The sequence below is a fragment of the Granulicella mallensis MP5ACTX8 genome, assembly GCF_000178955.2.
Classification (GTDB): Bacteria; Acidobacteriota; Terriglobia; order Terriglobales; family Acidobacteriaceae; genus Granulicella; species Granulicella mallensis.
On sequence record NC_016631.1, the window covers coordinates 4,226,339 to 4,240,213 of the forward strand.

Sequence of the window (13,875 nt, forward strand, 5' to 3'; positions counted from 1 at the left end):
CCTCCAAATGCAGCTAGATCTTTCAGTTGTTCTATCTTTACGATCTTTATCTTTATCGTTTGTTTTTGTCTTTAAAAACGCTGTCCGTCATTTGAACCGATCCCTGTTACAGCTCAGGGAATCTTGTCCATGTCCAGAGAAAGAACCACGGGATTCTGTTGCGGGATATCTCCAAAGACAAGCACAGCGCTATACCCCTGTCGCAACTCCGGATGGGCATCGATCAGGGCCTTGGCGACAGCCTCGCTGCGTGTGCGCAGAGCATCCGCGGCGGCGTTGGCATCCGCTGCATAGTGCAGCACCAGGTGAAGACTCTTATCGTCAGGCGCACTCTCGCTGCTGAGCGAAGTAAACCGGAACTCTACATCATTAGCAGCCTTGAGAACGAGTGGTGTCGTAGTGCTCGGCCCCTCTGGCATATCGGCAAGTTCGGGAGGAGCGGCTATCCTCTGCTCCGAATGCAGCTTATCCAGCAGGGTGCTCGTGACAAAGCTCGCCGGGCTGAGAAGTTCCTCCGCCTGGCGGAAGTACAGCCACGCCAGCCAGGACTGCTTCGCCCTCGCATGCTCACGCGCCGCGGTCCAGTACCAGAGACCGTCGTGCCCGGCGGCGGAACGCGCGTGCGGATAAAACCCGGCCATCTTCCATCCGCCGGCATCCTGCAACAGGAACGACAGCAGCCAGGGATGCACACCCCCTGTGGCCTCGACCATCGCAAAGGCATAGCGTCCGGGAGGCAGCGCCGCAATGGAAAAATCCACCTCAGAGGTGGTGCCCTTCAGCGGACAGCTAAAGTCTGCCTCACTCGTGTCGCCGGCCTTGCGTGTAGTCGCGTCGAGCACATAGAGCTGCGTCACGCTCAAGTTGTTGCCCGCGAGCTTCTCGCTCGTCGTCCGCACCAGGTATTCGGTTGGGGCAAAGTTATTGGCATACTCCGGGATCGTGATGGCCTTGAGTGCGGCGATATCGCCGGCCTTGACCGCCGTCCCCAGCGTATGGGCAGCGCCCGCCAGCGTGTCGCGCAAAGCAGGCTGCAGCGCGGCCTGGGTCGTGCAGCTCTGGGCGAAAACCGGCGCACTGGCAACCGGCAGCAACGCAAGAGCGATCGCAACCGGCAAAGCACGTTTCGCGGTCGACCCGGTAATGGTTCGGATACGTCTCAAAATACCCCTCTTGATACCGTTCTGGATACCGCTTTGGAAGCCCGCGTCTGAATGGCGCTCCCCGCACAGCATACGAAGGTGGACGCTCCGAGTCCAGTGGCACGACCTTCTGCCGCCAAAGCGAGCTTATCAAGCTCGCCATAAAGAGGCACAGCGTATTCTTGATCTGCAAGGCTACCTTCCTGCGAGCACACACGTCCCACCCTAAAGAGATGACTTCCTATTCCAACTCGCGCCTCCGGCAGATCATCGTAGTGTCTGCGTTCGCCGCCTTCAGCTTTGCCGCAGGCAATCTTGGCGCGCAGGTGCTCCCTGGCGCAACACCTCAAGCCTCCACGCTGCCGGCAAACTCGCCTACGACGCTCCCCGCGCCGATCGCGGCAAAACCGGCCACACCCACCACACCTGCCCATCATGCGACCGTCACCTACGCCGCCGGCATGCTCAACGTACGGGCAGACAACTCCAGCCTGAACCAGATTCTGCGCGAGATCAGCCGCCTTACCGGGATGAAGATTACCGGCGGCGTGGTCGACGAACGAGTCTTCGGCAACTACGGCCCGGCAGAGCCTTCGACGATCCTGGCAACGCTTCTGGGCGGCACGGGAAGCAACATCCTGTTACGCGAGTCAGACACCAACTCCCCAACAGAGCTGGTCCTTACCCCGCGCAACGGAGGCCCAACCCCTCCGAACCCGAACGCTCCTGGCTTTGACGACGGTGCCGAGGACCTCCCTCCGCATGACGTCGTGCAACCCGCGCAGCCCAGGCTTCTGCCAACGCGACCCGGCTTCCCGCAGGCTGGGCCTCAGCCACAAGCCACGCAACCAACCAGCGGCCCGCAGAGCATTCCCCAACCTGCAAACAACGTGAACGGGAGCCCTTCGAACACCTCCCCGACCGCGTCTACCTTGCCTGTAACGGACTCCGTACCAACCGACTTCGTTCCCACCCCATCGACTACGCCGTCCACCTCCGGCATCGTAGACGCCCCCAATCCGCCGCCCCCCGGCAGCACCACCAGCACGCCGTCCAATGGCGCCAAAACGCCCGAACAGATTTACCAGCAGTTGCAACAACTGCAGAAGCAACAGCAGAACACAACGCCCGCACCCACTACGCCGCCGGCAACCCCGCAATAAGCATTTGAATCGTGGTCATAGCGTGGATTGTCGTCGCAGCTTGAATGATTTTCACAGCGCGAAGCGCGTTCCGTGACGCTTTAGCGTCGCGGAGTCGGAGGGAGCCGTAGCCTTTAGGCTACGGAATAAGGGTTCGACGAGAATAGGCCTTTAGGCCCGGGCTCTTTGCTAAGGCAGGCAAGTAATCTGGACGAAGCCCCAACGGTCACATGACGTGGATGAACGCCTCTACCCTTCAATCGCAACATGCACGGCAGGACTCGAAACGCGTTCCTTCGCAGCCGCCATCGCGTGCATGCGGAAGATGCGAAACATGATCTGGCAGATGCCGTAGGTCAAAAGGACACCCAACGCCAACGACGCAGCCACGGCACACACCAACATCAGGGAACTGATCACATCCGCCTCCAGCAGAGTTGAAACTGACTATCCTAAACACGACTCCGGCCAAAGACTAATCCCGAAATCCTCAATAAAGGATGAATGGACACGGATTTCTCCGCCCCATGCCATTCTGATGCAACTTTTCAGCCCCTGCACGGTGAAAATTTTAAGAACTGTTGACCATCAGGGAACATCTCCCTGTCCGCGCCTGAAACCCCCTCCGGCCCAGAACCTTGTATCCTAAAGTTTTGGCCGCTTTCGGTATTTGACATCGCATGAGCCTTACTCACATCAACGTCCGCGGCGCCCGCCAGCACAACCTGCGGGACGTCTCCGTCTCCATCCCGCGCAACACGCTAACGGTTGTCACCGGCTTGTCCGGTTCCGGCAAGAGCTCGCTCGCCTTCGACACCATCTACGCCGAGGGCCAGCGCCGCTACGTCGAAACCCTTTCGGCCTACGCCCGCCAGTTCCTCGACCAGATGGAGCGCCCCGACGTCGACTCCATCGACGGCCTCTCCCCCGCCATCTCGATCGAGCAGAAGACCACCTCCCGCTCGCCGCGCTCCACCGTCGGCACCATCACCGAGATCTACGACTATCTGCGCCTGCTCTACGCCTCCGTAGGCCAGCCCCACTGCCCCAACTGCCACCGGCCCATCTCGCGCCAGTCCGCCGAACAGATCGTCGCCCAGATCGTCGAGCGCAACCGCACCGACTCCCCCGGCGAGCGCATCACCGTCCTCGCGCCGGTCGTGCGCGGACGCAAAGGCGAGTTCCGTGAAGAGCTCGAAGCGCTGGACAAAAAGGGCTACCGCGTCCGCATCGACGGCGAGATGACCGAAGTCGAAGAGGGCATGCGCCTCGAAAAGCGCAAGAACCACACCGTCGAAGCCATCGTCGACCGCATCATCCTGAAGCCGATCATTGACGAAGAAGGCCAAACCACCTTCGACACCCGCCGCCTCGCCGTCGCTGTAACCACGGCGCTGCAACTGGCCAACGGACTCGTGCTCATCGGTCTGCAGGCCCCCGGCGGCACTTACAACGAGACGCTCTACAGCTCCTCGATGGCCTGCCCCGACTGCGGCATCAACGTCCCCAAGCTCGAGCCGCGCAGCTTCTCGTTCAACTCCACCTACGGCGCCTGCCCGGAGTGCCACGGCCTCGGCTCGATCTACGACTTCGATCCCGCCAAGACCATCACCGACTGGTCGAAGCCGCTGCTCGACGGCGCCATGGGTCCCGGCTCGGCGTCGCAGTACCTGCTCAAGCTCATCAAGCTGGCAGCCGACAAGTACAAGATCGACCTGAAGCAACCCTTCTCCGACCTGAGCAAGGAGCACCAGGACCTGCTGCTCTACGGCCCGCCGCGCAACGAGGCCGGTCGCACCGGCTTCCACGGCATCTTCGCCTGGCTGCGCGACACCCTCGAAGACACCAAATCCGAGGGCTATCGCGACTACATGATGCAGTACATGTCCGCGACCGAGTGCCCCCAGTGCCACGGCAAACGCCTTCGCCCCGAATCTCTCGCGGTCACCATCCCGTTGGCCGACGCCGCGGCCCATCCTCCCTCCACGAAGGACGAGACCGAGCCGCTTGAAAGCTCCGACGCACGGCGCGATGCCTCCATCGCCGACTTCACCTCGCTCTCGCTCGAACGGGCTCTGCTCGGCGCACGGTCCATGCACTTCAGCGGCCGCGACCGCCTCATCGCCGACCGCTTGCAGCGCGAGATCATCGAGCGCCTTGAGTTCCTCAACGCCGTCGGCCTGGGCTACCTCTCTCTCAGCCGTTCTGCGGCAACCCTCTCCGGCGGAGAAGGCCAGCGCATCCGCCTCGCCACGCAGATCGGCTCGCGTCTTCGCGGCGTGCTCTACGTGCTCGATGAACCCTCGATCGGCCTGCACCAGCGCGACAATCAGCGGCTCATCTCAGCCCTCGAAAACCTGCGCGACATCGGCAACACCGTCCTCGTCGTCGAGCACGACGAAGACACCATGCGCAAGGCCGACTACATCCTCGACCTCGGCCCCGGCGCAGGCAAGAACGGCGGCTTTCTCATGGCCTCCGGCACCCCCGCCGAGATCATGGCGAACCCCGCATCCGTCACCGGCCAGTACCTCAGCGGCAAGATCGATATCGTCACCCGCCCCACGCCGGACAAGGCTCCGCGTCCTGTCACCGGCAAGTGGCTCTCGGTCGAAGACGCCCGTTCGCACAATCTGCAGAACGTCACAGCTCACTTCCCTCTCGGCGTGATGACCGTCATCACCGGCGTCAGCGGCTCGGGCAAGAGCACGCTGGTCAACGACATCCTGTACCGCTCGCTGGCCAAGGAGCTTTACGGCTCCCGCGAAGAACCCGGCGAACACAAGGCCATCCACGGTGCGGCACAGCTCGACAAAGTCATCCAGATCGACCAGTCGCCCATCGGCCGCACGCCGCGCTCCAATCCGGCCACCTATACCGGCGTCTTTACCGCCATCCGCGATCTCTTCGCCATGCTGCCGGACTCGCGCGAACGAGGCTACAAGCCCGGCCGCTTCAGCTTCAACGTGATGGGTGGCCGTTGCGAGGCCTGCCAGGGCGAAGGCCAGCGCCGCATCGAGATGAACTTCCTGCCCGACGTCTACGTCTTGTGCGACGTCTGCAACGGCCGCCGCTACAACCAGGAGACGCTCGCCGTAAAGTTCAACGGCTACTCCATCGCCGACATCCTCGACCTGCCCATCGAAGAAGCCTTGCCTGTCCTGAAAGACATTCCGGCGGTCAACCAGAAGCTGCAAACCCTGGTGGACGTCGGGCTCGGCTACATTCACCTCGGCCAGTCGGCGACGACGCTCTCCGGCGGCGAGGCGCAGCGCATGAAGCTCGCGCGCGAACTTAGCAAACGCCAGACCGGACGCACGCTGTACCTGCTCGACGAGCCCACCACCGGCCTCCACTTCGACGACGTGCGCCGCCTGCTCGAAGTGCTGCATCGCCTCACCGACCTCGGCAACACCGTCATGATCATCGAGCACAACCTCGACATCATCCGCAACGCCGACTACCTCATCGACATGGGCCCGGAGGGCGGCGAGGGCGGCGGTACCATCGTCGCGCAGGGACCGCCCGAGCTGGTCGCCCGCGAACCGCGCTCTTACACCGGACAGTTTCTTGCGCGCTATTATGAGAGCGCAGGAACTCTAACGGCCAGCAAGTATCTGCCGCCGATAGAGCTGCCCGACCTGCAGAAGAAACCAGCCAAACCGAAGTGGATCGCACCGGAGAAGAAGACCGGCGTACCGACAGCCTCAAAGACAAAACCGGAGTCGGACGCGCAGAAGAAACTGTCCGCAAAGAAAACCGCCACCAAAAAGACCGCAACAAAAAAAGGCTCTAAGTAACCTCTGAACAAGTGTCTGGCTTTGAAAGGGCGGTACTTTAGTACCGCCGTAAGACTCCTGAAATTCGTGCGGCTTTAGCCGCGGAGGGAATACCGCCCCCACTTAAGAGCTTCCCAGGGCTAAAGTCAACGCCGCCTCACCGCACGGCCCATTACCGACTGTCTTCACATGAACAACTCTCCCATCATCGAACCTGTACGCGACGAAGCGCTCGACATCCAGCACGATACCGATCCCGCCAAGGACCACGGGCCGGCGAAGCGGATTCCGCACCTTGGACACGCCCTCCTGTTCTTCTCGCTGGCCTCGACCTGGCTGGCCTTCTGCGCTCTTGGCTTTGCCGCCGCTGCACACATCCAGACGGATGAGGCAGCGCGCCAGCACCCCGGTCTCGGACTCGCCGCGCAGGCCCTCGGCTACCTGCTTACGCTGCTCACCTCCTTCTGGCTCTTCCCCCGCCTGTGGGAGCGCTCCTTTCTGCACGGCATTCAGTGGAACGTCCTCGCCGCCCACCGGCGCTGGATGTGGATCGTTCCGGCAGCCATCGCGGTGAGCTTCGCCTCGCAGGGCATGGACCGTTTTCTGCCGCCTTCTCCAGCCAGCGACCCCATCACCGAGATCATGCACACGTCTCTCGGCGCGTGGGCCGTCACGCTCTTCGGGGTTCTGCTCGCCCCGCTGGGAGAAGAGATCGCCTTCCGTGGCTTCCTGCTTCCCGCCTTCGCCACGGCGTACGACTGGCTCTCCCTGGAACGCACTCCAGCCGGCCTGAGCCGCTGGGAAAGCTCCTCCGGCCACACCCGCTCCGCCGTAATCTTCGCAGCCATCTTTTCCAGCATTCCGTTCGCGCTGCTGCACGCAGGACAGCTCTCGCACAACTGGGGCGCGGTCGGCGTGATCTATACCGTGAGCCTGATCTTCTCGTACGTACGCGTCCGGACACACTCCGTGGCCTGCTCGACCCTCATGCACGCCACCTACAATCTGACTATCTTCGCCATAGCTTTTTTCTCTACAGGCGGTTATCGCCACCTCGAAAAATTGAATTCATAGCGGTTTTATAAAGTTTTCGTGCCGCGATAGCCTAAACTGGGGCAGAGGTACATCGCATGGCAGTTTTGCGTACGTGCCCCCGCTGTGGCTCAAAAGAAGTACTCCGGTCCCGCAGAAGATTACTTGAGCACCTTCTGCTGCTGTTCAGGCCCTATCGCTGTACAGATTGTCAGTATCGGTTCTTTTCATTTGTGGGGATGAAAGAAAAGAAATAGCGCATCACCAGATGGCCTTGAAGCCGCCTATAAGAGATCCTGCGGCCGAATTCCGAGGCTTCACAGGACGAATCGGCGGCAACAAGGTCAAGGTCTGGGCGTTCATCTAGTGTGGTGAGTCGTTCATTCGTTGAAGTACCAGCATTACCCCATAGCGCGAAGCGCAAACCGTGACGCTTTAGCGTCGCGGGACGGAGGGTAAGGGAGGCAATCGCCTTTAGGCTACGGAATCAAGGACAGGCAAGAATTGGGCTTTAGCCCCGGGCCTTTTGATGGCAGCCGAAAGAAGGCCCGAGCCTAAAGGCTACGGCTCCCTCCGTCTCCCTGGCCGGATTTCTGATCCGAGTCTTAGTCAGCAGACAGCGGCTCGACATTGTCTATGGCGAGCTTCTCGACCACACCTCTCGTCTTCACGAGCTTTAATCCCATCTCCGGCACGGCATCCACGAGGAAATGCATCGTTCCTCCATTTTTGAAGTCCTCATCAGTTAGGACGGTCTTTGATTTGAAGTTATAAAAACCAGGTAATCCGGTTTGATCACTCACAGGAACTTGCTTAAGGTTGCTGAGTACACGCGCCAGTTGAAGCATGGAAGTTTGATAAATGGCCACGGGCGCTCCACTGGCCATACCCACATCGCCAGTTGGATAGGCGTCGCGTGGGGTGATACTTCCATCCTCTGACCGCGTGTAGAGATTCAACTCCGAGGCTTCTAATCGCAACGGACCGTCACCACGTTTCAACAGGTATACGGTTCCCTCCGGGCTCTCCATGTGGAATTTCAGATGAAACCGTTCGATGAGCAGGGCTTGCAGCATTAATCGTACCTGTAGGTCATGTATGCCGAAGTGGGAGAACTCGCCTCCGGAGATCGTGTTTCGGAGCTCCCCGGGCGGCTTGCCCTCGATGTCAAACCGGGATGTGTCCACCCACTTCTGCCCGCCAACCACCTGCCATCCGGGGAGGTCGAACGCCTCTGAAATTAACGCCCGGAGACTGTAGCCATGGATAATCAAGCGCCCACCCGGATACACCCGCAGATCGGACATGATCATCTTGCCAGGGTCGTCAGGCTTTACGGTAGCCACGTCGAACGCCAAAGGCGTCTGTGAAGGGTACGCGCCTTGACCATGTGCTAGAGGGGGTTCCGCAGCAATAAAAGCTAAAGACACTGCGGCAAGCGCACCGAAAAGCCTTCTCCACAAGTAGCCGCTTTTCATGCTCTCCAAGATACAGACAGACCACAGAGCGCACTAGTTAAAAACCGGCACAGGACATCTGTGCCGAATGCCCCTCCTCATGCGCGTTCCTTGAGCATGAGGAGGCGTCCACCTATCCTTCGCGCGGAATAGGCCCACAGGCGCGCCGCCTTGGCCAATACTCGAACATTGACCCGATTCTTCAGGCCATGCTAGCGTCAGATATGGCGTTTCCTCTGCATCCTTGTTGTCGCTGCCACCAGCCCCTCGCTGGGTGAGCTGCGACAGTCTCAGAGACTCCTGAAATTCCCTCTCCAAAGCTCATCTAGAACTCATCCTTGGTTCAATAGTTTCCGTCCACAAGCCGGCATCCACGCCTGGGCTCGTTGGCGACGGTTCAGCTCTGGAGATATCCCATGCAACTCGCAACACAGGAACCATTTGTACAGGCCGCCATCAACACATGGACAGCCGCGGAGAGCCAGATCGGCGCAACGCCGAAAACGCCCGAAGAACTCGCCAGCATCGTCTCGCAGTTCGCATCCTCAGAGGGATGGCTGGACGGTGTGCGGCTGCGCGCCGACGATCGCTGGTATGAGCGGCTGTATCATGGCCCCGACCACGACATCTGGGTGATCAGCTGGATGCCCGGGCAATCCACCGGCTTCCACGACCACGGGGAGTCCGCGGGAGCCTTCGTCGTAGCGACCGGGATTCTCGAGGAGCATCGTCCTGGGGAGCAGACCCGTGTGATCCCTCCGGGCCACCCGCGCGCCTTCGGCTCCGAGTACGCGCATGACGTCCGTAATGCCTCCCTCGCGCCGGCCATCAGCATTCATGCCTATTCACCTCCGCTTACCGATATGAACGAGTACGAGCTGGAGGGAAATCAGCTGGTTCCGCGCGAAAGCGTGTCAGAACGGGCTGAGACACTGAATCAGGAGCGACACGTGCAGAACCCGAACCCCACAAAACCAGCTGGAGCCTTGAGCATTGAGCAGCTGCTTACAGCAGCACGTGCTCGATTGCGACGGCTATCTCCAGAGAAGGCCAATGAGGCGGTGGACAAAACAGGGGCAATCCTCGTCGATATCCGGCCCGAAGGCCAGCGCGCGATCGAGGGTAGTATTCCGGGCGCGTTGATCGTCGAGCGTAACGTGCTCGAGTGGCGGTTCGACCCTGCATCCAGCGCTCGGCTGCCGGTCGCAAACGATCATGACTTTCAGGTGATCGTGTTCTGCTCCGAAGGCTATACCTCAAGCCTCGCGGCCGCGTCTCTGCAGGATCTCGGTCTCTGGCGCGCGACGGACGTAGTGGGTGGATTCCATGCATGGCACGCAGCAGGTCTGCCGATTGTGCCGCCAGGCAAGGCTCCCCAAAACCTGTCCCGCTGAAAAGCGGTAGGCTCAATTCCTGTACTTTATTGCCCTGGCATGAACACCCTTAGGGTTGAGGTGTGTCCGTGCTTTCAGCCTTTTTTGAATGGTGGAACGGCTTCGCGATCAGCCTTCCGGTGCCTTTGCCGATCTTGCCGGCTCCCTTGGCAGCGCCTACGCCAGCCTCTCCAGCACCTTTACCGACATTCCCGACCGCCCCCACAGGATGCAGCGTTACCAGGTCGCCGGCTCCCTTGCCGACTCCCTCGGCCCCCTTGCCTGCGCCTTTGCCAATGTCGCCGCTGCCGCTGCCGATATCCCCTCCAGCACTACGTTTATGTTTTTGTGGCGGGGCTGCGGGAGCAGGTTGAGATTGCGGAGTCTGAGGCTGAGGAGAATTCTGACCGACGGCAATGAGACTAAAAGCCAGCGGCATTAGCAACAAGAAGGTGAAAGGAGTTTTCATAAACAACCTCACATAACTTGGATGCATAGCGGTTCAAACATGGCCGTACGCTTCACCAATCCAATGAAGGATGCCATGTACGGCCTCCCGCAATCCCTCCAGTCACCACCAACGCAAAAAGGGGCAGCCAAAGCCGCCCCTCCTGCCCAACGTCCGACCATCAGAGTGTCTGCACGGAAGGTCGCACCACGATCTCGTGCACGCCCACATTCGCCGGCTGCCCAATCGCAAATGCAATCGCATCGGCGATGCACTGTGGAGACACAGCGATCGTCAGAAATCCGGCCAGGGCCTCTGCTGTCTCCTGGTGGTGGATGCTGTTCCCAAGCTCGGTCGAGATCGCCCCCGGCAGAATCACCGTTGTGCGGATGTTCTTCGCCGCGACCTCCTGCCGCAGTGTTTCCGTGATCGCACCCACAGCCCACTTCGATCCGCAGTAGACCGCCGCGCTTGGGAAGGTGCGAATGCCTGCAACCGACGACACGTTGATAAAGTGCCCGCTGCCCTGCTTCTCGAAGATCGGGAGCGCAGCCGCGATGCCATACAGCACGCCCTTCACATTCACGTCGATCGTCTCGTCCCACTCCTCCACACGAAGCTCGCTCATCGGAGAAAGCGGCATGATGCCCGCGTTGTTCAGCAGCACATCCACCTTGCCGAACGCCTTTACCCCGGCTTCAACCAGCACAACCAGATCCCCACGCTTCGTCACATCGCAAGCCACGGCAACAGCCCTTCCGCCGTCCGCTTCGATCTCCTTGACCAGCGTATCCAGCCGATCCTTGCGCCGTGCGCCTAGAACAACCGCAGCGCCCTGCTTTGCCAGCGCCTTTGCCGTCGTTGCACCGATACCGCTGCTGGCGCCTGTAATCACTACAACTTTGCCTTGAATGTCAGCCATGGTTTGTTGCTCTCCTTGAGAACAACACTAGGCTCGCAGAGCTTCCGTTCGTTAGCCTACTTCTTCCGATTCCTTGCCTAAAGCTCTTGCATCAGCCAGCAAACGCCAGTGACTCCCCTCCCTGCAACACGGTGACGTCCTTGCGCGGGGGTTGTCCAAACTGCCGCCGGTACTCGCGGTTGAACTGCGTTGCGCTCTCATAGCCGGTCGCAAATGCAGCCGATGCCGTATCCATTCCTTCCGTCAGCATCAGACGTCGTGCCTCAAAGAGCCGCAGTTGCTTTTGAAACTGCAAAGGGCTGTTGCCGGTCATCTCGCGGAAGTGGTGATGCAGCGTCGACACCCCCATGTGCGCATGCTGCGCCAGATCTTCAACCCGCAACGGCTCACGAAAGTTCAGACGCAGCCAATCCACAGCCCGCGCTACACGCTGGCTCTGCGAACCTGCCGTCACAATCTGCCGCATGACTCCCGCACAGGCGCTGGTAAGCAGACGGTACAGGACTTCCCGCTGCAGCAGCCTGGAGAGCACCGGGATGTCCTGCGGGCTCTCGTTCAGGCGAACCATGCGGAGTACCGCGTCGAACAACTCCACCGTCATAGGTCCGGTCGTTACGGCCAGGCCTTTTACGGCTCCATCGCCAGGAGCCGCCTCGACCTCGGCAATCATCTCCCGCGCCGCCTGCATGTCCAGCACGATCGCACACGCCAGATAAGGCCGCTCATCACTCGCCTTCGTGATCCGGAACATGGCGGGAACATGCAGCGGCGTCAATAGCCAGATCCCTTCACCGAAGGAAATCAGTTCGCTGCCGACGTCAACCGCCTTTGCGCCCTGTGCCACCACAGCGACCCCAGGCTCATACACCTGACATGCGCCAACTATCGGCGTATGCCGGCGGAAAAGATGCAGCCCTGGCACTGCGCTCGGAAAGTCGCCTTCACTCGGCAACTGCCGCGCAATCGTCTCGGCCAGTTCGACTCTCAACTCCGCCAGCACACTTCGTTTTGTCTTCATCCAAAGAGGATCAGGCAATCCGCTTCATCGTGCAACCCGGCAAATATCTTCCGAACCCTAACTGGCTCAAAGCGTCACATTTACGCCGAGGCGAGGTTTCGCGAGGCGCAGCTCGTGGTCCAGGTTCATCCGCGGCTCACTCTCACATTCCAGAACGAGCGTCGTTATCGGATGATCGGGAACCTCGGCCGGAAGGCCTGTAATATGCACCCTCCAGGCATCCTGTGTGAACGCAAGAGAGGTAGAGCTCTTCAGCAGACGCACCGACTTCACCTTCGTCTGCAGCCCCGAAAGCGAAACATCGCTGCCCGGCCAGAAGTGGACGTGCATATAAAGCGTATTCGCGCGTCGCGTAAACATCGCATACGAAGGCCGCCACGGCTGGCAAGGGTCGGTGTTGAAGATCGCTTCCCCGTTGCCCTTCAGCCAATCTCCAACCTCGGTCAGGATTCGCACCGCCGGCTCGGGAAACGTGCCGTCTGCCGTAGGACCGACATTGATCAGAAAATTGCCCTGATCCCGAGCGCAGGTAATCAGATTTCGCAGGTGCGTGCGTGGCGACTTCCACTCATCATCCGCCGCATCGTAGCCCCAGCTTTCGTTCAGGGTCATGCAGCTCTCCCAGGCTCGTCCATTGTTGGCTGCGATGATGCTCTGCTCTGGAGTGGAGAAGTCGCCGGACGCATGATTGCGTCCGTTCACCACGATATCCGGTTGCAGGGCAAAGACCATCTTGTTCATGCGCTCGGCCTCCCAACCCTCGGCCTCCAGAGGCATGCCACCGTCATACCAGAGGATGTCGATCTTGCCGTAGTTCGTAAGCAACTCCCGGATCAGACCGAAGGTGTATTCGATGAAGCGCTTTCGCGCGGCTTCATCGACAGAGCTTCGTTCCCCGTCCGGATGATGCCAATCCATCAGGGAGTAATAGATACCTACCGGCATTCCCGCTTCGCGCGCAGCTTCCACATACTCCCGAACGAGATCGCGCTTGGGCCCTTGCTTCATGGAATTGAAGTCGGTGAGCTTCGTATCGAAGTTACAAAAGCCTTCGTGATGCTTCGCCGTGACCACCATGTATCGGGCGCCGGAGGCCTGCGCGATCCTGACCCACTCTTTAGCGACCCCAGGCTTGGGAGAAAATCTCCGAGCCAGGCTCTCATACTCAGACCATGGAATCGCTTCTTTCTCTACCGCCCACTCCTGGCGGCCGTGAAGGCTATAGAGACCGTAGTGAATAAAGAGGCCATACCGTGCCTCCTTCCACCACTTCAGCCGGCGAGCCTGGTCGGCCGTCGGTGCAGGAGAAGAGGCGGGCGCAGGGTGCGCGGGGCATGCCTGAGGCGCACTCGCGGCCTTCGTCTGAGCGTTCGCGCCCATCACTGCACTCGCTAACGCAGCCCCAGTGCCAACCAGCATACTCCGACGACTGATGTGATCCATCTCGCTCGCATTCTCCTCTTTCGAAACTTCTGACTGCAGGCTAACAGATTCGGTAATGAAACATTATTACCGCTGATGAATGACTATCTGCTAGCATCAACCCACAAAGTTATGAAATC

The 13,875-nt window shown here is 60.2% G+C and carries 11 protein-coding genes; 4 read left to right on the forward strand and 7 right to left on the reverse strand.

All coding sequences use genetic code 11. From position 1 onward, the window contains the following. Positions 1-113: 113 nt before the first annotated feature. Positions 114-1,163: a hypothetical protein gene (locus tag ACIX8_RS16605; protein WP_150110640.1), complete on the reverse strand. Its 1,050-nt coding sequence runs from the start codon at positions 1,161-1,163 to the stop codon at positions 114-116. A gap of 212 nt (positions 1,164-1,375) precedes the next feature. On the opposite strand from ACIX8_RS16605, the gene ACIX8_RS16610 reads away from it, so the two are divergent. Then, positions 1,376-2,305 (forward strand): hypothetical protein, encoded by a 930-nt coding sequence (locus ACIX8_RS16610; RefSeq protein WP_044176935.1) that lies wholly within the window; start codon positions 1,376-1,378, stop codon positions 2,303-2,305. Between the two features lie 228 nt (positions 2,306-2,533). Here ACIX8_RS16610 and ACIX8_RS25985 read toward each other — a convergent pair whose 3' ends face one another. Continuing rightward, complete coding sequence (locus ACIX8_RS25985) at positions 2,534-2,704, reverse strand: hypothetical protein (RefSeq protein WP_014266530.1); 171 nt, start codon at positions 2,702-2,704, stop codon at positions 2,534-2,536. A gap of 260 nt (positions 2,705-2,964) precedes the next feature. Here ACIX8_RS25985 and uvrA point away from each other — a divergent pair, with 260 nt between their 5' ends. Further along, positions 2,965-6,084, forward strand: coding sequence for an excinuclease ABC subunit UvrA (gene uvrA, locus ACIX8_RS16615; protein WP_014266531.1), 3,120 nt, complete (start codon positions 2,965-2,967; stop codon positions 6,082-6,084). Positions 6,085-6,252: 168 nt separating this feature from the next. Continuing rightward, positions 6,253-7,137 carry a CPBP family intramembrane glutamic endopeptidase gene (locus ACIX8_RS16620; RefSeq protein WP_014266532.1) on the forward strand — a complete coding sequence of 295 codons (885 nt, stop codon included), beginning with the start codon at positions 6,253-6,255 and terminating at the stop codon, positions 7,135-7,137. Positions 7,138-7,700: 563 nt separating this feature from the next. Here ACIX8_RS16620 and ACIX8_RS16625 read toward each other — a convergent pair. Beyond that, positions 7,701-8,573 (reverse strand): TIGR03435 family protein, encoded by an 873-nt coding sequence (locus ACIX8_RS16625; RefSeq protein ID WP_014266533.1) that lies wholly within the window; start codon positions 8,571-8,573, stop codon positions 7,701-7,703. Positions 8,574-8,968: 395 nt separating this feature from the next. Here ACIX8_RS16625 and ACIX8_RS25325 point away from each other — a divergent pair, with 395 nt between their 5' ends. Beyond that, entirely contained in the window at positions 8,969-9,946 is a 978-nt protein-coding gene (locus tag ACIX8_RS25325; RefSeq protein WP_014266534.1) for a rhodanese-like domain-containing protein, read from the forward strand. A gap of 49 nt (positions 9,947-9,995) precedes the next feature. Here the strand turns inward: ACIX8_RS25325 and ACIX8_RS24725 are convergent, their stop codons facing one another. The 4 genes from ACIX8_RS24725 to ACIX8_RS16650 form a co-directional block, all read right to left on the reverse strand. Then, positions 9,996-10,394, reverse strand: coding sequence for a hypothetical protein (locus ACIX8_RS24725; protein WP_014266535.1), 399 nt, complete (start codon positions 10,392-10,394; stop codon positions 9,996-9,998). Positions 10,395-10,554: 160 nt separating this feature from the next. Next, positions 10,555-11,295: an SDR family oxidoreductase gene (locus ACIX8_RS16640; RefSeq protein ID WP_014266536.1), complete on the reverse strand. Its 741-nt coding sequence runs from the start codon at positions 11,293-11,295 to the stop codon at positions 10,555-10,557. A 91-nt stretch (positions 11,296-11,386) separates the two neighbouring features. Beyond that, the gene (locus tag ACIX8_RS16645) at positions 11,387-12,313 is read right to left on the reverse strand and encodes an AraC family transcriptional regulator (RefSeq protein ID WP_014266537.1); all 927 of its coding nucleotides are present in this window, start codon (positions 12,311-12,313) and stop codon (positions 11,387-11,389) included. Between the two features lie 66 nt (positions 12,314-12,379). After that, on the reverse strand, positions 12,380-13,756 hold the full coding sequence (locus ACIX8_RS16650; RefSeq protein ID WP_014266538.1) for an alpha-L-fucosidase: 1,377 nt from the start codon (positions 13,754-13,756) through the stop codon (positions 12,380-12,382). Positions 13,757-13,875 lie beyond the last annotated feature (119 nt).